Genomic DNA, 21,166 nt, shown 5'->3' with positions numbered 1-21,166 from the left:
AAAAAAGAATTAAGCTTTCCCTCGGAGGGTTGAGTCCAATTCAATACCGACAGAGCCAAGGACTTATAGCAGCATGATAAATGGGGATAACGGAGGATTAATGGTCCAAGAAAATGTCCGCATCCCCTAGATGGTTATTTTAACCCGACGCTAATAATGAAAAGGCAGGGAGGAGAAGTAATGGAGTACAGTGATGAGTTGATCCGCAGTCTGCAGGACAAAGCAAGATTATTAAGAAGAGATGTGATAGAAAGCATTGGGGTGGGGGTAGCCGGACATATCGGAGGTTCTAATTCATCGGCAGATATTGTGGCAGCGCTCTATTTTTATAAAATGCGCTATGACCCGGCAAACCCAGAACTAAGAGACAGAGATCGATTTCTGCTAAGCAAGGGGCATGTGGCTGTTCTTCAGTATGCGGCTCTTGCGGAGGCGGGCTTTTTCCCGGTTGAAGATTTAAAGACAACAAAGGAAATAGGTTCGTATCTTCAGGGGCACCCGGATGTCCTAAAGACGCCGGGAATTGAGGCAGGAACAGGATCGCTCGGCCAGGGGCTTTCTATCGGACTAGGGATGGCGCTTGGACTGAAGCTGGACAAAATTGACAGAAAAGTATACGTCCTGATCGGGGACGGTGAAGTTGAGGAGGGTCAGATATGGGAGGCTGCTATGGCGGCGGGCAACTATAAGGCGGATAATCTGACTGCCATTGTGGACAGAAACCGGCTCCAGGCAAACGGCGCGGTAAAAGACCGTATGGACTCCGCTCCCCTCCGGGAAAAATGGGAGAGTTTCCGATGGAATGTTATTGAAATTGACGGTCATAACATGAATGAAATACTCGGAGCCCTTGACGAAGCTGACGCTGTAAAAGAAAGACCGACAGTTATAATTGCAGACACGATTAAAGGAAAAGGCGTAAGCTTTGCAGAAAATGTAGTCGGATATCACAACGGAATACTGACGGAAGAAACATATAAAAAAGCGCTGGAAGAACTGTCATAGAGGAGGAGAGAATTATGGGATATACAAATCAGAGAATTGCCTATGGCAGTACTCTTGTAGAACTTGGAAAAGAAAATAAAGACATTGTAGTTCTGGATGCGGATCTTGGAGGTTCGACCATGGGAAAAATGTTCGAACAGGCATACCCGGACAGGCACTTTGAGATGGGGATTGCGGAGGCCAATATGACTTCTGTGGCAGCAGGCCTTGCACAGACTGGAAAAATTCCGTTTTCCAATTCATTCGCAGTCTTCGCAGGAGGAAGAGCTTACGACCAGATACGGCAGACTATTGCCATTGGGAAACTGAATGTGAAAATATGCGGCTCATCGGCCGGGCTTTCAGATTTTGGTGATGGAGCGACACATCAGTCTGTTGAGGATATAGCTATTATGCGTTCGATTCCCAATATGACAGTTCTTTGTCCGGCAGATGCTAATGAGACGGTGGAAGCGGTCAAGGCTATGGTGAGCATGAAGGGGCCCTGCTATATCAGACTGAACCGCAATGACTATGAGAACGTAACCCAGGAGGGAGAACCTTTTGTAATCGGACAGCCGAAGGTTCTAAGAGAGGGAAACGATGTGGCCGTTGTGTCCACAGGTTATATGACCGGACTTGCAATGAAGGCGGCTGATTGCCTGGAAGGGCGGATCAGCGTGAAAGTAATCAATGTAAGTACAATCAAACCATTGAACCGGGAGAAAATTATTGAGCTTACAAAAGGGGTTAAAGGAGTTGTCACCGTGGAAGAACACAGCATTGTCGGAGGGCTGGGAAGCGCGGTTACAGAAGCGCTGAGGAGAGAATGCATTCCTGTAGAATATGTGGGAATTGAAGATGTATTCGGGTGCAGCGCCCATAATTACCAGGATCTTTTAAAGTATTATGGGCTGACAGCGGAGCATATAGAAGAAGCAGTAGAAAATATCTGGCAAAGATAAAGGGAAGAAGGAAAAAGAAAATGATGAAAATTGCATTTATCGGGCTTGGAATTATGGGAAAGCCGATGGTAAGAAATCTTGTCAAGGCCGGGTATGAGCCGGTCGTATACGATATTGTTAAGGAAAATGTGGAGGCTATGAGCCGGGAAGGAATTCAAACTGTAAAATCATCAAAGGAGGCAGCTCAGAAGTGTAATGTAATTATTACAATGCTGCCAAATTCTCCGCATGTAAAGGCGGCGGTTCTCGGGGAAGAAGGAGTACTTGAGGGAGCGGAAAAAGGCAGCCTTCTCATCGATATGAGTTCCATTGCGCCTTTGGCATCTAAAGAGATCAGTGAAGCATGCGCAAAGAAAGGAGTCAGGATGCTGGATGCTCCTGTGTCCGGAGGAGAACCAAAGGCAATTGACGGAACACTTTCTATTATGGTCGGCGGGAAAAAGTCCGACTTTGACGAGGCATATGATCTTCTGATGGCAATGGGCGCCAGTGCGGTATACTGTGGAGATATCGGTGCGGGAAATACGACCAAGCTTGCGAATCAGGTGATTGTAGCGCTTAATATTGCCGCGGTTTCTGAGGCGTTTATGCTCAGTACAAAGGCGGGAGTGGATCCGGAGAAAGTGTTTGCTGCAATCAGAGGAGGACTGGCGGGCTCCACGGTAATGAACGCCAAAGTGCCGATGATGCTTTCGGGAAATTACAAGCCGGGATTTAAGATAGACCTTCATATCAAAGATTTGAACAATGCATTAGATACAGGACATGCGGTAGGGGTACCGCTGCCAATGACTGCAGGTGTGATGGAGATTCTGCAGAAGCTTCACGCGGACGGATATGGCCAGGAGGACCACAGCGCGATTGCCAGATATTATGAGAAGCTGGCGGGTGTGTCTGTCCGGAAAGAGCCGGAATAAAATGTATACTGACGCTAAGAAGAAGTATAAAGAGGAACAATGGGAATAACTATGGAGCGAAAAACGACAGGAAATGAAAAAATGAACGTACAGGACTATTTAAGCAGTGTGTTTTCTTTGGAAGGAAAGACAGCTGTTGTGACAGGAGCAGCCGGAGGGATCGGCAGTGTGATCGCCGAAGCTCTGGCGTGCGCAGGCGCTCATACTGCGCTGTGCGATATCAATACAGACAATCTGGAAAAGGCAGAACAGATGATTTGCGGAAAAGGAGCAGATGCACGTGGGTTCCGGCTGGATGTTACAGATGAAAAAAGTGTATCGTCCTGTATGGAAGAGATAGCAACAATATACGGTCATATTGATGTTCTCGTAAACTGTGCGGGAATTAACAAAAGGGAAGGGCTTATGGACGTAAATGAAGAGACATATGACCGGATTATGGACATCAATTTAAAAGGTGTATTCAGAGTATCCCGCGCCGCTGCGCCTTATATGAAAAAACAGAAAAAAGGCAGCATTATCAATATAGGATCGCATAACACAGGAAGTATTCTCGGGGGATGTTCTGTGTATGGGGCGACCAAGTGCGGGGTTGTCTCCCTGACCAGGTCGATGGCGGTGGAGTGGGCTAAATATAATATACGTGCCAACTGCGTAAGCCCCGGACATATACAGACGGAGCTTACTGTCCCCACCTGGCAGAACGAAGAAAAATCAAAATATCTGCTTGACCGGATAGCGCTTGCACGTCCGGGATATCCTGAGGATGTGGCGGGAATCTGTATTTTTCTGGCATCCGACGCGTCGGGCTATATTACCGGCGACGAGATCAGGGTGGACGGCGGATGTATCTGCGGGGGACAGCCATGGCCTTATGATACGAAATTTTAAATTTTGCGGAGGCAATGTCAAAGACGTTGTCTCCGCTTTTTAGCCAACAGTTCTGATGACAGCTTGTCCGGCTTAGGAGCTTTTTATTTTTTGTGCCTATATTCTCTGGCGCTGTAGCCGGTAATTTTATTAAAGTAAGAAGAGAAATATTTATAATTTTTATATCCTACCATTTCGGCGATCTCATAGTATTTATAATCCGTATTGACAATCAGTTCTTTTGCCTTTTCAATCCTCAGCCGGTGCAGGTATTCTTTGAATGAACTTCCCGTTACCTTTTTAAAAACGCGGCAGAAATAGCCGGGAGAGAGATAGACAACTTTCGCTACATCTTCCAGGTGGAGATCTTCCGTGAAGTTTTCCTTCATGTAATCGAGAGCAGCCTGAATTTGAGAGGTAGAGTCCTTTTCCTTCTCAGAAGGCGCAGGAAGAAAAAGACTGCTGACAAGTTCCAACACTTCACGAGGAGTCTCTGCTTCCTGTATCAGCCGGTCGAATTCATCGATATTTACGTCATCTTTTCGAACCGAGCTTGCAAAGATGATAAGGCGCAGCGCAGAATCAAGAAAGTCCTGTCTGAGGGCTTTATGAGTTTTCATAAAATCATAATAACGGTCAAACAGTGTCTGAAGTTCCTCTTTTTTCCCGGAGAGCATTGCTTTCATAATATCCTTCTCATAATCGTAAGGAGTAATTTTTTCCATGGATTCGAACTTTTCCATTGGAGTGGTTATGATATATGGAACTTCAGTGTTCCAGAAACAGTGAGAAAGCATCTGCTGAAGAAGCTGGAATGCAGGAGGAAGATCCTGCCATGACTGGATTGAAGTCATAACCGCAATAAAATTGCCAAATACAAGCGGCTGAATGGAGGGGAGGAGCTGCTCCATGGCGTAGCTGTCCAGTATCTTGCTGCTTGTATCAAGAATAAGAACAGCTACGTGGTTTTCAGTGAAAAAGCACAGTGGTGAATAATCACGAAAATATTGGAGAAGCTGTCCTGTAGCATACTTTTCATCCGTACAGCTGCACTGGATGAGCATAAGAGCAATTGGGACACGTTCCAAACTAACTACAAGGTCGGAGCATTTTTTCGCAAAATGTGAAAATGAAATCTCCTTTTTTAAAAATCTGTGGACAAGAGTCTGTTTGATCAACATTTGGTTTTCGTTGAAAATATCCTGAATCTGGTTCAGCTTTTCATTATGCAGATGTTCTCTTTCCAGTTCTTCTTTTAGTTTTAGAACTGTATTTAAAATTTCCTGACTGTTTGCACTTTTGACGAGAAAACCACTGACCTGTACGTCTATGGCTTCTTTCAGATTGTCCAGAGTATCGTAAGCAGTCAAAATAATAACGCGTGCATCGGGAACACTTTGATTCAGTTTTCGAGTCAGTTCGAAGCCATCCATTACCGGCATGGAAATATCGGTCAGTACGATATCCGGACGGATGCGAAGGGCAATATCCAGTGCTTCGGCGCCATTGGAAGCTTCTGAAACTTCAAAGCCGTAATCTTCCCAGGGAATGGTATAACACATCCCCTTTCTGATAAAATCTTCATCATCTACAAGTAATATTCTCATAGTCTGTTTTCTCCTTGTGTACTGTTTCCATGTGAGTGTCTGACAAGTGGCTGAGTTACTTTAAATACAGTGAATGTCCCGTTCAGGTAACAGGAAAGCCCGTATCTGTTCCCGTATTTTAAACGGATGCGCTCATTAATATTATAGATGGCCAGCCCGCGTGTCTGTGCCGGCTTTTCGGAAAGAAGACGTTCGATTTCTTTTATGTCTGCAGGAATTCCGTTGTTGGCTACTTCATAGACAAGGTCGGAATGCTGTGTGAAGATATTGATTTTTACAATTCCGTCAGCAGACTTTCCCAACCCGTGGACGATCGCATTTTCTACAAGGGGCTGAAGGAGGAAACTCAGGACAGACATATTCTTCAGGGAATCATCGCAGATACATGAAAAATGGATTTTTTCTCCGTATCTGATTTGCTGAATTGTAATATAGCATGTTAGATGTTCCAGTTCCCTGTCAAGTGTAACCATGTTATTGTTTCCGCCGGGTTCCAGGGTCATCCGCATCATTTTGGAGAGATTTGACACCATAATGCTTGTGTTCTCTGAATCTCCCATTTTTGACATCCAGTAAATTGTGTCAAGGGTATTGTACAGAAAATGCGGATTCAGCTGGGCCTGCAGCGCATCCAATCTGGACTGCTTAAGCTGTAATTTTCCCATATACACCTCATTGTATAAAAATTCAAGTCTTTCGGCCATATGATTGTAGGTTTCTGAGAGCACCTGAATTTCATAGCATCCATTAACAGGAATACGATCAGAAAATTTTTCTTCCGACAGCTCAGTCATGTGTTCTCCAAGCTTCCTTAAGGGTGCGGTAATCAGCCTGGAAAAATAGAAAGAGAGCAGTAGTGTGAAGAAAAATACAAGTATTTCTGCTGTCCCGATAGAAAAATAAAATGTCTGTTTGATGTTGGACAGTACTTCTGGCGTAGTGATGCTGTACAGTACCAGACCATTGTTAAGCGTGTATCCGGACATGATGATCTCTCCGTCTATCCAGCTGCTTTCGCCGGCAGACAATTTGCGCGCAAGTGTACTGTAGGAAGGCAGTTCAGTTTCGCTTTCTGTGTAATTCCCTGTGTCAAGTCCAACGATAGATCTATTCTGAGGCGTGACAATAAAGTAGGAAACATGATCATCTTTCTGAAATTCCTGTATGATTTCCCGCAAGCCGGAACTGGTCACGGCAAGTTTGATATAGCCTACATAGTGAGGCAGATTCATCGGATCTTTCAGATGGCGGAGAAGATATATATAACCTCCGGAAGAAGTACAGTGCGAAAAATCCCAGTATGGCATGGAGTCCATGTTTTCTAAATTTTCATAGTCTGCGTCCGTCATTTTTACATTGCTGTTGTCGATAATACTGTCTCCACTTTCCGTATATAATCCGATACCGTTGATGCAGTTTCTATAGCCGTACGGAAGAGAGTCCAGCGCATTTACGGCACTCTGCTTGATCAGCTTATATTCCGTAGATGTTTCAGAACCCTCTGCAGTGAGATAGGAAAGAATGGAATTTTCCATCAGCGGATATAGCGAGAGCTCCAGTGCATTTGCGAATACAGCGTCAATGTTGTTTCCGATCTCATTGATATTGGCAGTATAGATTGTCTGCAGATCCCGTTTGGTGTTTGCAGTAAAAATATTTGACGCTATTGTAAAGATGATAAAGAGGGGGAGTGTAACCAGACAGATAAACAGTATAATAATCTGCTGGTGCATGCTGATTTTTTTCATATAAAGTAACCTGCTCCTTTCAACATATTTTAACATTTGAAAAATTAAAGCTCAACGAAGGTTAAGAAAAAAGACAAATAAGGAACGCAAAAACAAATTTCAGGGATAAAAACAGATTTACAGAATTGACAAAGAAATCTACAGAGCGAAATTGAAGGATACGGAACGCAATTAAGCAGGTTTTTTGGATACAGCGAAAAATATATAATAAACCTATCAAAAACGAAAACAAAAATCAAAAGGAGGACAAATGTATGAAGAAGAGAATGGCGACGATTGCGCTGCTTATGACAGCGGTCATGGGACTTTCGGCATGCGGAAGTTCAGGCGGATCCGGAAGTGACTCTGGAGGAGAGGCTTCAGGAGGGGATTCCGGAGAAGGAATAGAACTTGTGGTGTCGCACTATTATTTGGAAGAAGAGCGGGACAGCAATGCTTCCGGTGACACATTCCTTACCATGGTGGAGCAGTATGAAGAAGAACACCCGGACGTTACGGTTACACAGCAGACGATGTCACAGGCTGACTTTACGACGAAGATTCAGGCGCAGGCAGCTGCAAATGAGCTGCCGGATGTATTTATGGTAAAGGGATCCTGGGTACAGAACTTTGTAGATAATGGAGTGTTGGCTCCGATGGATGATTATCTTGCGGAGTATGAGTACACAGATACATTTAGAAGTGATGCATTTGACGCTTCCACAGTAGACGGGAAGATCTACGGAATTCCAAACCAGCTTTCTATGACATCGGTTGTCTATTATAATGCGGAATTGTGGGCAGAGGCAGGTTATGATGAATTCCCGACGACATGGGATGATCTTTTTGCTGCAAACGAGAAGTTTAAGGAAATGGGAATTTCCACTTTCTCGCTGGGCAATAAAGATAAATGGCCGGCAGAGTCCTGTATTATTTCCACGATCGGCGACAGATATACTGGTTCGGACTGGACAAACAGTATTATCGCAAATGACGGAAATGCAAAATTTACGGATCAGGAATTTATTGACGCACTGAACCTGTTTAAGGAAATGTCAGACAGCGGAATGTTCAATGCGGACTGCAATACAATTACCGATACGCAGGCAGCAGAGTACTATGCACAGGGACAGGCAGCAGCAACTGTTTCAGGACACTGGGAGATTGCAACATTACAGTCTCTGGCAGATGAGGAACTGCTTGCCAATACAAAGGTAGCACTGCTTCCGACGAATGATGGCTCTGAGCCGACGAGTTTCTCCGGTGGATGCGGATGGTATTTCGGAGTTAATGCGAATCTGACAGGCGAAAAACTTGATGCGGCAATGGAATTTGTACTTGCAACATCCGGATATGATGCGAGTGTTTATACGGCGGAAACATATGGTCTGCCTTCGGGCAATGTTGTAAGCGATGTGGATCTTTCAGGATTCTCACAGCTGACGCAGGATTTTGTTGAACTTGTAAATTCTGTATCACTTACACCGACCTATGATCTTCAGATGGACGGCGCTGTGATCGAAGTTATGAACACAGGGCTTCAGGATATTCTGAACGGAACAAAGGATGCAGAAACGGTTGCGGCCGAAATTCAGGCAGAACAGGATAAGCTTTAAGAAAAAACTATAAAAGCGGGCATCCCGGAAAAGGGATGCCCGTAACAGACAGGAGGTAACGGGATGGGATATCTGAAAATGAAAAAGGGCTCCATGCTGCTGTGCCTGCTGCCGGGAATTATATGGTACAGTTTTATTATTCTTGTTCCTGTCATTCTGGCCGGTTATTACGGCTTCTTTGACTGGAGCGGTGGAATAAACAAAACATTTATTGGCATACAGAACTATATTGATGTGCTGAAAGATTCCGTATTTATATTATCGCTCAAAAACAATCTTTTTCTGGTTGTAGTATGTCTGATTGGTCAGCTTGGACTTGCGTTTCTGTTTGCGTTTATGCTCAACAGCCGTCATGTCAGGCTGAAGGGCCTGCATCGGACAATGAGCTATTTCCCGGCAGTTTTATCCGCTGTTGTGGTGGGGTTCATATGGAGCTTTATTTACGATTATAACTATGGATTTATCAATGCATTCCTTAAACTGATCGGGCAGGGCGATAAAGCACAGGCATGGTTGAGCAATGAAAAAATCGTAATGGCCCTTGTTGCGATTCCGCTTGTTTGGCAGTACATAGGATACTACATGATTATTATTATGTCTGCGATGTCATCAGTGGATCCTCAGATCTTTGAAATGGCTGAAATCGATGGCGCAAGCGGATGGAAGAAAGCGGTATATATTACATTGCCGCTGATTAAGAATACGCTGATCGTATGTGTGACACTGTGTATTGCCGGAAATATGAAGATTTTCGATCTGATTTATTCCCTGACAGGAGGAGGACCCGGAAACTCGACCAGTGTTATGGCGATGTATGCATACAAGTCATCATTTTTATCTTACAAGATGGGATATGGCAGTGCGATGTCTATTGTAATTCTTGTAATAAGTTTGGTTGTGGTAGGTGGAAGTCAGCTCCTTATGAGGCACTTTACAAAGGAGGATGAGGGATGAAAAAGAAAAAGAAACTCCATGCTGTATATGCAATTCCGAATCTGATACTGCTTCTTTTTTCAATTACCTGTATCTTCCCGGCAATATGGCTTATTTATTCTTCACTGAAAGAAAAGGCGGAATTTTACCATAGCCCGATTGCATTGCCGGAGAATCCGAGTATTCAGCATTACATTTCGATACTGACAGACAGTGAGCTGCTAAAATGGCTTTTTAATAGTTTTAGAACAAGTTTACTTGCGTTGCTTTTTATTCTGCTGTTTGGATTTACTATTGGATATTTCCTTTCAAGATATCGTTTCCGGGGAAGGAATGCTCTCTATGCATATTTCCTGATTGGTATGCTCATACCGGTGCATGCGTTAATGGTGCCTATGTATGTAATGTTTTCAAGGCTGGGTCTCAATGATCAGTGGTTTACACTGATTCTTCCGTATACGGCGCTCAGTCTTCCGATTGCAGTATTTCTTGTGGAAAGTTATGTGAAATCAGTTCCACATGAAATTGAAGAGGCGGCAGCGATTGACGGAAGTTCCAGATTGCGGACAATTTACACGATCGTGATGCCTATGTGTCGCCCAATTTTGATTACGATCGGAATCATTCAGTTTTTCTACATATGGAATGAGTTTACATTCTCGCTGATTTTGATCGATTCACAGGAGCTGATGACAATACCGGTAGGGCTGACTTTGTTTAAAGGACAGTTTTCCACAGATTATCCGAGGATGATGACGGCGATGGTTCTGGCTATACTTCCGACTATGATCATTTATTTTATTTTCTCAAAACAGATTATCAAGGGTATGGTCGCAGGCGCGGTTAAAGGCTGAAAACAGCAGAAAATGAAATTTTTACGAAAACAAGGAGAAAAAACAGATGGATATCCTTAGCTTAAATAAAAACTGGAAGATGCATGAGGAACCGATGAAATGGGATAAAGAGTTTTTAAGTGTGGTAATGTATCAGAAAGATGGGTGGTATGACTGTGATCTGCCTGTGGATGTGAGGATGCCGCTTCTCGAGAAAGGCGTGATCAGAGAGCCATTAAAAGCAGATTACAGTTTTGAATCTGAATGGATTGAGAGACGGTCCTGGTGGTTTGTAAAACACTTTTCAGGAAAAGATATTTCTGCAGATAATGACATTGTAGAACTCGTTATGGAAGGCTTGGATACGAGATGCGATATCTTTATAAATGGACATTATATCGGCACCCACAGAAGCGTTCACTATCCTTTCGTGTTTGATGTGAAAGAATTTCTGCTACCGGAAGAAAATACAGTTGCGGTACGTTTGACAAGCGGTCTGGAAGAGGTAAGCGAGTCTGACGTGGCGGATATTGATTATGTGGTAAGCATGGAGGTTTATAACGGAAGGGATGGAAGAGGAGACAAGCGTCGAGCGTTTGTAAGGCGTCCGCAATATACATGCGGATGGGACTGGGGCCCCAAAGTGACAACAATTGGAATTACGGGGAATGTGTTTCTGCGTGGATATAAAAATATTGCCATCCGTGATGTGTCCGTTGAAACAAAGGAAATATGCTGTGGGGAAAATAAAAAGGATGCTCTGCTCAAAGTGGATGTAAATGTGGAAGATCTGAACCTGATTGCATCCAAAGTCTGTGATATAACAGTTGCTTTTGAGAAAGATGGAAAAGAAGCTGCATCTATAGAACTGAAAAACTGTCTTCTGACATCTGGTTCAAATTTTATTGGGACAGAAATTGTGATTCCCGATGCGCAGCTCTGGTGGCCGAACGGTGCTGGAAACCAGCCTCTGTACACAGTAAAGATATGCGCGGTATGTGAGGGTGAAGAGGCTGTCGAAAAATGGCCGGAATTTAAATATGGTATCCGCACAATAGAACTGGATACAAGTCCGCTAAGCGGAGATAACCGTAAATTCGAATTTATTGTAAACGGAGTGCGAATCTTCTGCAAAGGTGGTGACTGGATTCCGAATGACTTTATCTATGCAAGAGTGCCGGATAAAAAATACCACGTACTGCTTAGCGAGGCTGTAGAGGCAAACTTTAATATGATCCGGATCTGGGGAGGAGGACTTTATGAAAGAGAGATCTTTTATGATCTTTGTGACCAGAAGGGAATTCTTGTCTGGCAGGACTTTATGTTTGCGTGCGCAACACATCCTGATCACAGGGAATGGTTTAAAACACTGATGCGCTATGAGATGGATTATCAGACAAAACGGTTGAGAAATCATAGCTGTATAGCTCTGTTCTGCGGGACAAATGAAGTACACTGGATCTATAATCCCATCGATAATCCGGGCAAGTTTGATTTCGACTTCACTCATAATGAGCCTCATGGTCTGTATACCGCAAATACGCTTGCGAAGGAGATAATCCGCCTGAACTGTCCGTCAATTCCGTACTGGAACAGTTCGCCGTACGGAGGAAAGACAACGCCGAATGAAGACACGGTGGGGGATATCCACTGGTGGAGGAGTGCCTTTATGAGTTCAGACATGAAGGAGCGTATTGAGGCAAAAGATTATGATAAGATTCAGGCAAAATTTGTCTCGGAGTATGGCTATGTAGGTCCATGCTGTCTGAAGAGTACAGAAGAGTATATGGACGGGAGAGTTATGGACAGAAGAGGAAATATATGGCATCATCATTCTAATGTATTCGAAAAAGGCACGGTAGAAACCGCCATTGCCAAAAACTATGTGGACAGCCCGTGGGAACTCTCCACAGAAGATTACATTTTATACGGTGGCATGGTTCACTCTCTGATGTACGGATATTCCCTTGAGGCACTCCGGTTTAAGCAGCAGTGTTACGGAGGCATTTTCTGGATGTATAATGACGCCTGGGGAGAGGTCGGCTGGACGATTATTGACTACTATCTGAGAAGAAAGATCCCATTCTACGGTGTGAAGAGAGCCCTTGCCCACAGGAAATTTGCGATGCGGCTTGTGGATGGCAGAGTTGTGCTTCAGGGACTCAACGATACGCCGGAAGCTGTGAATGTGACAGGAAAATTCGGATATGTATCCTTTGACGGAAAGACAGATCAGACGAGAAAGGTCTCTTTTGAGCTTAAGCCCCATTCGAGAGAATATGTGCTCACCGAAGATCCGGGAGACTGCGATTTCCTGACCGGTACATATATGTTTTATGTGGATTCTGAGGAGATCGATAATATATGGCTGCGAACGGAAGACAACAGAAAAATGAATTATGAAAGAAGCGAAGTGAAGGTACTTTCATCAGAGGATGATGGGGAAGATAAAAAAATCACAGTTACAGCAGAAGGCTATGTTCATGGCGTGTATGTAAAAGGCGATATGGATTGCGATGATAATTATTTCGACCTTCTGCCAGGGGAGACGAAGACTGTAACAGTGAAAAAAGCAGCAGGAAAAATGCTTGAGATCGGCAGTGTACGGTAGAGGAGAACGCGATATGAAAAAAGAAGTGTATGAAGAAATCAGAAAGCGTGCGCTTGCTTATTACGATAAAGCGGACATTGTCCTTACGCCTTCTGAGCGGGAAAACGTGGAGGTGGCTGATTTTGGCCTCGATGATATTGAAAAAATCGGTTTGATACTTGTTACATACGTTAATACAGAACGGTGCTGTGCCAAAGAAATGGTGCTTTTTCCGGGAATGATATGCCCGGAGCATACACATGCGCCGATTCCGGAGAAAGGATATCCGGGTAAGGAAGAGACATTCCGGTGCCGGTACGGTTCTGTGTATCTGTATGTTGAGGGGGAGGAGACAAAGGACAAAAAAGGCAGCGTGCCGGAAGGATATGAGGGGACTTACACAGTATTCCATGAGATTGTACTCCATGCAGGAGAACAGTACACGATGCAGCCGGATACCAAGCACTGGTTCCAGGCGGGGCCGGAGGGAGCTGTGATATCCGAATTCAGTACGCCAAGTTTTGACGAGTATGATATTTTTACAGATACGAACATCAGCCGGCTTCCGGTGATCGAATAAGACTCCGGATTCCATTCCTGAGTGCGGTATGAGCAGCCGCGATAAGTACGAAGTGCGGTTTCACGAATGGCAATGTCCGAATGGGTAGAAAAAAGGTAGAAAAAATCATAAAAAATTTCAAAAACATCTTGCAATTATCTCTGACCTGTGATATTATATCACTCGTGTCAGAGATGATGCGGGTGTAGTTCAATGGTAGAACACCAGCCTTCCAAGCTGGATACGTGAGTTCGATTCTCATCACCCGCTCTATTTTTTTGCCCTTTTTCGGAGAGGGCAGCTTTCAGGAAAGTTTGGACCTGCGTTTGTCTCAATTGCAATAAAAGCCCCCGGCGGGATAACAGGATGACATTTGTCATTTGGCTGTCCCGCCGGGGGTTCTGTATTTATCTCTGCAGTTAAATTTATCTCTACAGTCTGGTTCCTGCTCTTAAGATGCGGAACATTCTTCTGGCTGCGCCCAGATACAGTTCTTCCGCGCGTCCCAGCGCGTCGCTTAACGGCATGATTCCGTTTACTGTTGTCAGAATGGATTCAATTCCGTACTCGAAGATATCCTCTGCGCCTTTTCCCATGCTTCCGACGATGGCTACTGCCGGAACATTGTGGTTTTTGCAGTGCACGCCTACGCCCTGCATTACCTTACCGAATACGGACTGCCAGTCTGTAGCGCCCTCACCGGTTACAACAAGGGATACGCCCTCCAGTTTCTTGTCAAACTCCACGAGATCGAGCACGGTTTCGATTCCGGATTTGAGCTTTCCGTCTAAGAATACCATCAGGGCAGCGCCAAGTCCGCCTGCAGCGCCGGAACCCGGAATTTCGTCCACGTTGACGCCGAACTGGGCTTTCAGGATGTCGCGGTAGTTTTTCATGCCCTCCTCAAGCTCGTCGAGAATTTCAGGTGTACCGCCTTTCTGCTTTCCGAATGTGTATGTAGCTCCGTCTTTTCCGCAGAGCGGATTTGTAACATCGCACATAACCGTAAATGTAGTCTCTTTTACTCTCGGGTCAAGGCCGGATACATCGATACTGCGGATCCTGGCAAGATCTTCGCCGCAGCCTTTCAGCTCGTTTCCTGCTTCGTCAAGAAAACGGACACCAAGTGCGCGGATACATCCGATACCGCCGTCGTTTGTAGCGGAACCGCCGATTGCAATGGAAATGTCGCGGAAGCCTCTCTCGAGAGCGTCAAGAATCATTTCGCCTGTCCCGTAGGATGTGGTCTTTCTCGGATCGCGTTTCTCGTCCGGAACAAAGGGGAGTCCGGATGCAGCTGCCATTTCCATAACAGCGCGTTTCTCGTCAAGAGCACCGTAGAACCCTTCTCTTTCTTCCCAGAGCGGGCCGTGAACCGGAAGTGTGATGCGTTTTCCGTCAACTGCCGAGAGAACTGCGTCCGTTGTTCCTTCCCCTCCGTCAGCAACCTCGATGCTGGAGCACTCACAGCCGGGGAAAATCTCCTGTGCGGCCTGGGTCAGAAGCTCGGCTGTTTTCTTTGAGGAAAGTGTCCCCTTGAAAGAATCCGATGCAAATAAAAATTTCATACTGTCACCTCATTCGTTTTCTTTTATTGTAGCAGGAGACTGCGGTATATTCAAAGGATAAATGGACAAAATAATCTTCTTTCCTTGTACGGATAACACAAAACGTGCGTTCGATACATGGGGCAAAAGCACTCGCTGCACTGGCAGTGCTTCCTGGCGGTCTGAGCAGCATTTTACCCCTGGCGGGTCAGATAGAGATAAAGACAGATCATCAGCCACTTATCTTCCGGGCTGTTCTGCGGATTGAATCCGAGGCTGTCCCGGATTTTGTTGTATTTATAGACGAATGTATTTTTGTGCATGAAGGACAGTTTCGCGGCAGCCGCGATGTTGAAATCTGTGCGGATCAGGCTTCCTGTCAGTTCGATGAAGCTTTTTTTCAGATCATCGGACAGAGTGGCGTCAAAAGCACTGAAAATCTGATCCAGCTCTTTTGCGGGGAGGCACTGGGACAGATACTGTGCGGCATGATCATAAAACCAGATGACTCCGGTGCCGTCTGTATGTTCCCGAAGCCAGTGACAGTGCCGGTATGCAGTGTGATACCGTGAGGCGCTGCGCTGAAGCGTACCAACAAAAATACGGCATTCCACGCCGCAGTGAGAGCAGAATCCGAGTACCTGTTCCGCGTATTCTTCTATCTCCCGGCGGCAGACGGAAAAGAGTTTATCCGGATTGTCCGGTCTGTCCGATTCCGGGTACTTGAAGATCAGAACGGAGTCGTTTTCATACAGAAGAGAGATATCCTGACTGTTCCGTCCGGGAGAGCGCCGGAGAAAGTCGAACACATTCTGGCGGTGCGGCTCCGGCACACAGATCAGAAGCGGGATGCGCGGAACATTTTCCGGATAATTGAGCTCCCGCAGAAGATCTCTTAAAACGGACGGATCCGGCGCGTCCTTTCCGGTGAGCAGATCAGTCAGGCGTTCTTTTTTTGTCTGGCGGCGCAGAGAGCGCATTTTCTGGCTTTCGTACCGAATCATTGTCTCGATGGACATTTTGATGATAAGCGCCACAGGGCGTATCTCTTCCGGCTCGCCGGTCACACCGACTACGCCCTCGCGTTTTCCGTCAATATCAATGACCATATTGATGCCGCGGCTGACTCCCGGATAGTCGTTGTCGTCGGAGACGGTTATGATGTCTTTCCCGCCGTGGATGACCTGCCATGCGGGCTCGTGGAACGTGCCGATTCTTTCAGGATTGCGGCTGGCAATGATGATGCCTTCTTCATTCATGATATTTACATTGTAGCTCGTATAACGGGTAATCTGTTCAATCAGCTTTTCTGCAAGTGATACTTCCAGCATGCCTGTTCCCCCTTCTGCATGGCAGTGTGTTTTGATGTAACAATCTTAGCAGTATTTCGGAAACGGGTCAATCTTTTCGGGTGCAGGCCAATCTTCAGATTGTATCATTTTCACCCCTGTGCTATACTGTAGTTATTATTCACAGCAGTATGCTGTGGGAAACACATTCAGAAAGATCAGGAGATGGATATGAGATTTAACATTACAGATAACGTCGTCATCCGGGCGCTGTCAAAAATTTGCGATATGGTATGCCTGAACATTATGTGGCTTATCTGCTGCATTCCGATCGTTACAATCGGCGCATCTACGACAGCTCTGTATTCTGTCATGCTGAAGATGGTGAAAAACGAGGAAGGCTACATATTCCGCGGATTTTTTAAAGCGTTCAAGATGAATTTCAAGCAGAGTACGATCAGCTGGATCATTATTCTTGCTTTCGGAATTCTCTGCTGGATGGATTCCAGAATCGCAACGATGATGCCGGGAACGGCAGGAATGGTTTTAAGCGGAGTTTTCCTCCTGGCGGGTTTTCTGCTTCTTGGGGTGATGATCTACGTCTTTGCGCTTACGGCGAGATATGAGAACACAGTCAGCGTCACCTTTAAAAACGCGCTGCTTCTCACGGTGGGAAGACTGCCGTACACGTTTCTTATGGTAGCGGTTATGGTGGCAGCAGTGGTTGCTTCCCTTTGGAACACAGCGACACTGATGTTTGCGCTTCCGCTCTGGCTGCTTATCGGCGGCGCGCTGATTGCATGGGTGAATTCTTTCCTGCTCAGGAGAGTTTTTACAATATTTGAAGAAAATGATACAGCAGAAAATGAAAATACGACAGAAGAGGGGTAAAAAATGAACTTTTTAGAAGAACGTATTATGAAAGACGGCGTTGTAAAGGAAGGAAATGTGCTGAAAGTGGACAGTTTTCTGAACCATCAGATGGACATCAAACTTCTGAATGAGATGGGCGAGGAGTTTAAGAGAAGATTTGCGGATAAGCCTATCAACAAGATTCTCACGATTGAAGCGTCCGGAATCGGAATCGCCTGTATTACGGCACAGCACTTTGACGTGCCGGTTGTGTTCGCGAAAAAATCCCGGAGCATCAATCTGGACGGCGAAATGTATGTTGCCGAGGTTGAGTCCTTTACTCACAAGTGCATCAATCACGTCATTGTTGCGCAGAAGTTCCTCACGCCGGCTGATCATGTGCTGATTATCGATGATTTCCTTGCTAACGGATGCGCGCTTCAGGGGCTGATTCAGATTGTACAGTCTTCGGGAGCAACGGTTGAGGGAATCGGTATTGCGATTGAAAAGGGCTTCCAGTCCGGCGGAAGAATCATCCGGAATCTCGGATACCAGCTGGAATCCCTTGCGATTGTGGATGGCATGAATGCGGAGACAGGAGAGATCCGGTTCAGGGAACAGTAAAAAAGAACCTCCGGGGAAATACATCAGTACTTTCACATCAGTATTTCCCCGGAGGTTTTTTGTAATGCAACTGTCTTAATTCCAGAAGTCGGTAGGATCTTTCAGGTTGATATCCTTCGCATGGAATACCGGATTTTTCCCGGCCTTTTTCTGTTTCATATAATCCTTCATACACTGGATGGCAGGTCCGCCAAGCATGATGATTACCGGCAGGTTGATCAGTGCCAGGAATCCCATGATGACGTCCGCTGTGCTCCAGGCTACGCTGAACTCCAGCAGGGAGCCGGCGAATACGACGACGGTCGCTGCGGCGCGCAGGCCGATGAGCAGTTTTTTGTTGGGGGTTTTGTCACACAGATAGCCAAGCCCCATCTCCGCATAGAAGAAGTTGCCGATCAGAGTAGTGAACGCGAAGAGGAAGAGGGCGATTGTTATAAACGTTGTTCCGACGCTGCCCAGTGTACCTGCGGCGGCTGCCTGTACCCATGGCATTCCCTTGAGAGAGTCGCTCGGAGCGATGCCGGAGCAGAGCAGCATGAAGGAGGTCGCGGAGCAGATCAGAATTGTGTCGATAAAGACGGAAAGCATCTGCACCAGTCCCTGTTTGACCGGGTGGGAGACAGCGGCGCTTGCGGCTGCGTTCGGCGCGGAACCCACACCGGCTTCGTTGGAGAAAAGTCCCCGCTTGATACCGTGCATGATGCAGGAACCGGTAAAGCCGCCGAAGATGGCCTGCAGGTCGAATGCGCTGGTGAAGATATCCGCAAACATTTTCGGCACAAGGTTCAGATGTGTCACGACAATAAACAGGCAGAGCGCCAGGTAAAATACGCCCATTACCGGGACGAGCACGCCGGTGATTTTGGAGATCTGTCTGCTTCCGCCGCAGATACAGATACAGAAAATGACCGCAAGGATCACACCGATCAGTGCCGGAGTCCATGACTCGTCGAAAAAGCTGTACGCGCGGAACGCATCTACGATATTAAAAGATGCTACCATATTGAATCCGACCATATAGGTGAGAATCAGAAATACGGCAAAGAGAACGCCGATCCAGCGGCGCTTTAAAACCGCCTGAATATAGTAGGCCGGACCGCCATAGCATGTCCCGTCTTCGGCACGGCGTTTATAGATCTGCGCCAGCGTGCTCTCGATGAATGCGGACGCGCTTCCGAGCAGCGCGGTCACCCACATCCAGAATACGGCTCCCGGTCCGCCGAGGCAGATCGCAGTGGAAATTCCCGCGATATTTCCGGTTCCCACCCGGGAAGCGGTGGACACCATAAGTGCCTGGAATGAAGACAGGCCGCTCTCATCATTTTTCGGCTCCATGACAACGCGGATTGACTCACGGAGCATACGGAACTGGACGAACCGTGTGCGTATCGTGAAATAGATTCCCGTGCCAAGGAGAAGGATAATCAGAATGTAGGTATACAAAAGGTCGCTTAGTGTGTTGATAATCTGTGCAAACATTTTATTCCTCTCTTTCTCATGCCCTGCACAGGGCGTTTTCTTTTGTGATTCCGGTGATCGTCCGGTATAAACCGGGCGCAGTCGATTCAACATTATATAGTATGTGGAGCAGTTTGTCCAGAAATACAGGCATTTTTTCGCTGTGTTTTCGCCGCTGCGGCGGTATTGCGGACGAACAGGCTGCGGCGCTGCGGATGAACTGTTGCCCTCGACAACCCGGCCTGTCTTGTGTTATCCTATATAAAGTATCGGCAGATTTTCTGCCATCGGAATTGAAAAAGTGATCAGGAGGAGTCATTGTGAGGTTAAATAAATTACTGGAGCGTCTGGAATATGAAGTCATACAGGGCGATGACCAAATTGAGGTTACGACGCTTGTCAACGATTCAAGAAAGGCGGAGCAGGGCTCTGTTTTTGTCTGCATCAGCGGCGCTGTGTCCGACGGACATAAGTATATTCCCGATGTGGCTGCGAAAGGCGTGGCAGCGGTTGTTGTGGAGAGAGAGGCGGAAGCGCCGGAGAATGTGACAGTGATCCGGGTGCAGGATACACGCTATGCACTGGCGCTTATGTCCGCTGCGTATTTCGGCTACCCCGCAGAGAAACTGAAAGTCATCGGCATCACGGGAACGAAGGGAAAGACGACGACCACGTATATGATCAAATCGATTCTTGACAGTGTGGGACACAAAGTCGGACTCATCGGAACGATCGAGGCCATCATCGGGGAGAAAAAGATTCCTGCGGCAAACACGACGCCGGAGTCGTTCACAATCCAGCAGTATTTCGCGCAGATGGTCGAGGAAGGGTGCGACTGCGTTGTGATGGAAGTATCCTCCCAGGGACTGATGCTCCACAGGACTGCGGGCATTCCGTTTGAGATCGGCATTTTCACGAATCTCGGAAGAGACCATATCGGGCCGAACGAACATAAGGATTTTGACGACTACAAACGGTGCAAGGGACTTCTGTTCAAACAGTGCCGGCTCGGAATCGCCAATGTGGACGACAAATATTTCAGGGATGTGTTCCGGGGTGCCACATGCAAAGTGGAGACGTTCGGATTTTCCAAAGAGGCGGATTTAAGGGCAGAGAATGTTGAACTTGTATCACGGCCGGGGTACCTGGGTGTGGCATATCACGTGTCCGGACTTATGGATTTTGACGTGGAAATTGACATACCGGGGACATTCAGCGTTTACAATTCTCTGACTGCCATCTCGGTATGCCGTCATTTCGGCGTGCCGGTGGAGAAGATACAGGCAGCGCTGAAGCAGGCGAAGGTAAAAGGGCGCATTGAGATGATCAAGGTGTCGGATGAATTTACTCTGATGATTGATTACGCCCACAATGCGATGAGCCTTGAGAGCCTTCTGACTACATTGAAGGAATATCACCCGAAGCGTCTCGTGTGTCTTTTCGGGTGCGGAGGAAACCGCTCGAAAGACCGGCGCTACGAGATGGGAGAGGTGTCGGGACGGCTTGCGGATCTTACGATTATCACATCGGATAATCCGCGGTTTGAGGAACCCCAGGCGATCATTGACGATATCAAAGAGGGAATCGGCAGGACGGACGGCAGTTATGTGGAGATCTGCGACCGGAAAGAGGCAATCCGCTATGCCATTGAGCACGGGCAGCCCGGCGACGTCATCGTCCTGGCGGGAAAAGGCCATGAGGATTATCAGGAGATCCGGGGTGTGAAGCACCCGATGGACGAAAGAGTGCTGATCGCGGAAGTGCTTGAGGAGATAAAAGAAGGAAGATAATTCGT

Annotated in this window: 17 protein-coding genes and 1 tRNA gene; 13 read left to right on the top strand and 5 right to left on the bottom strand. The window is 46.5% G+C overall.

From position 1 onward, the window contains the following. The first annotated feature begins 180 nt into the window (after nt 1-180). From LKD70_RS15305 to LKD70_RS15290, 4 genes are read left to right on the top strand one after another with little or no spacing between them, the layout of a single operon-like run. Nucleotides 181-1,005 carry a transketolase gene (locus LKD70_RS15305; protein WP_227708741.1) on the top strand — a complete coding sequence of 275 codons (825 nt, stop codon included), beginning with the start codon at nt 181-183 and terminating at the stop codon, nt 1,003-1,005. A 14-nt stretch (nt 1,006-1,019) separates the two neighbouring features. Further along, nucleotides 1,020-1,949 (top strand): transketolase family protein, encoded by a 930-nt coding sequence (locus LKD70_RS15300; protein WP_227708740.1) that lies wholly within the window; start codon nt 1,020-1,022, stop codon nt 1,947-1,949. Nucleotides 1,950-1,972: 23 nt separating this feature from the next. Beyond that, the gene (gene garR / locus LKD70_RS15295; protein WP_227708743.1) at nt 1,973-2,866 is read left to right on the top strand and encodes a 2-hydroxy-3-oxopropionate reductase; all 894 of its coding nucleotides are present in this window, start codon (nt 1,973-1,975) and stop codon (nt 2,864-2,866) included. Between the two features lie 39 nt (nt 2,867-2,905). Then, a complete protein-coding gene (locus LKD70_RS15290; protein WP_227708739.1) occupies nt 2,906-3,757 on the top strand; it encodes an SDR family NAD(P)-dependent oxidoreductase in 852 nt (283 codons plus the stop codon). An 83-nt stretch (nt 3,758-3,840) separates the two neighbouring features. On the opposite strand, the gene LKD70_RS15285 is transcribed toward LKD70_RS15290, so the two are convergent. After that, the gene (locus LKD70_RS15285; protein ID WP_227708738.1) at nt 3,841-5,343 is read right to left on the bottom strand and encodes a response regulator; all 1,503 of its coding nucleotides are present in this window, start codon (nt 5,341-5,343) and stop codon (nt 3,841-3,843) included. Then, nucleotides 5,340-7,091 carry a sensor histidine kinase gene (locus LKD70_RS15280; protein ID WP_227708737.1) on the bottom strand — a complete coding sequence of 584 codons (1,752 nt, stop codon included), beginning with the start codon at nt 7,089-7,091 and terminating at the stop codon, nt 5,340-5,342. Before LKD70_RS15280 ends, LKD70_RS15285 begins: the two co-directional genes overlap by 4 nt. Before the next feature lie 254 nt (nt 7,092-7,345). Here LKD70_RS15280 and LKD70_RS15275 point away from each other — a divergent pair, with 254 nt between their 5' ends. From LKD70_RS15275 to LKD70_RS15250, 6 genes are all read left to right on the top strand, one after another. Further along, on the top strand, nt 7,346-8,686 hold the full coding sequence (locus LKD70_RS15275) for an extracellular solute-binding protein (protein WP_227708736.1): 1,341 nt from the start codon (nt 7,346-7,348) through the stop codon (nt 8,684-8,686). A 63-nt stretch (nt 8,687-8,749) separates the two neighbouring features. Continuing rightward, nucleotides 8,750-9,640 (top strand): carbohydrate ABC transporter permease, encoded by an 891-nt coding sequence (locus LKD70_RS15270; RefSeq protein ID WP_227708735.1) that lies wholly within the window; start codon nt 8,750-8,752, stop codon nt 9,638-9,640. Continuing rightward, nucleotides 9,637-10,473 carry a carbohydrate ABC transporter permease gene (locus tag LKD70_RS15265; RefSeq protein ID WP_227708734.1) on the top strand — a complete coding sequence of 279 codons (837 nt, stop codon included), beginning with the start codon at nt 9,637-9,639 and terminating at the stop codon, nt 10,471-10,473. The genes LKD70_RS15270 and LKD70_RS15265 overlap by 4 nt, the downstream gene beginning before the upstream one ends. Before the next feature lie 46 nt (nt 10,474-10,519). Beyond that, complete coding sequence (locus LKD70_RS15260; RefSeq protein ID WP_227708733.1) at nt 10,520-13,063, top strand: beta-mannosidase; 2,544 nt, start codon at nt 10,520-10,522, stop codon at nt 13,061-13,063. 13 nt (nt 13,064-13,076) lie between these two features. Then, the gene (locus tag LKD70_RS15255; protein WP_227708732.1) at nt 13,077-13,622 is read left to right on the top strand and encodes a D-lyxose/D-mannose family sugar isomerase; all 546 of its coding nucleotides are present in this window, start codon (nt 13,077-13,079) and stop codon (nt 13,620-13,622) included. A 178-nt stretch (nt 13,623-13,800) separates the two neighbouring features. After that, nucleotides 13,801-13,871, top strand: a tRNA-Gly gene (locus LKD70_RS15250). A gap of 161 nt (nt 13,872-14,032) precedes the next feature. Here LKD70_RS15250 and LKD70_RS15245 read toward each other — a convergent pair. Continuing rightward, nucleotides 14,033-15,169 (bottom strand): glycerate kinase family protein, encoded by a 1,137-nt coding sequence (locus LKD70_RS15245; protein ID WP_227708731.1) that lies wholly within the window; start codon nt 15,167-15,169, stop codon nt 14,033-14,035. Nucleotides 15,170-15,342: 173 nt separating this feature from the next. Further along, entirely contained in the window at nt 15,343-16,479 is a 1,137-nt protein-coding gene (locus LKD70_RS15240) for a CdaR family transcriptional regulator (protein WP_227708730.1), read from the bottom strand. A gap of 189 nt (nt 16,480-16,668) precedes the next feature. Here LKD70_RS15240 and LKD70_RS15235 point away from each other — a divergent pair, with 189 nt between their 5' ends. Then, nucleotides 16,669-17,328, top strand: coding sequence for a YesL family protein (locus tag LKD70_RS15235; protein ID WP_227708729.1), 660 nt, complete (start codon nt 16,669-16,671; stop codon nt 17,326-17,328). A gap of 3 nt (nt 17,329-17,331) precedes the next feature. Next, on the top strand, nt 17,332-17,913 hold the full coding sequence (locus LKD70_RS15230) for a xanthine phosphoribosyltransferase (protein ID WP_227708728.1): 582 nt from the start codon (nt 17,332-17,334) through the stop codon (nt 17,911-17,913). Nucleotides 17,914-17,988: 75 nt separating this feature from the next. Here the strand turns inward: LKD70_RS15230 and LKD70_RS15225 are convergent, their stop codons facing one another. Then, on the bottom strand, nt 17,989-19,392 hold the full coding sequence (locus tag LKD70_RS15225; RefSeq protein ID WP_227708727.1) for an alanine/glycine:cation symporter family protein: 1,404 nt from the start codon (nt 19,390-19,392) through the stop codon (nt 17,989-17,991). 299 nt (nt 19,393-19,691) lie between these two features. Between LKD70_RS15225 and LKD70_RS15220 the strand changes: the two genes are divergently transcribed. Continuing rightward, entirely contained in the window at nt 19,692-21,161 is a 1,470-nt protein-coding gene (locus LKD70_RS15220) for a UDP-N-acetylmuramoyl-L-alanyl-D-glutamate--2,6-diaminopimelate ligase (RefSeq protein ID WP_227708726.1), read from the top strand. The last annotated feature ends 5 nt before the right edge of the window (nt 21,162-21,166 follow it).

It is taken from the genome of Ruminococcus turbiniformis (assembly GCF_020687545.1).
Lineage (GTDB): Bacteria > Bacillota > Clostridia > Lachnospirales > Lachnospiraceae > Mediterraneibacter > Mediterraneibacter turbiniformis.
The sequence above is the reverse complement of the archived record's forward strand: the minus strand, read 5'-3'. Positions and strand labels throughout refer to the sequence as shown.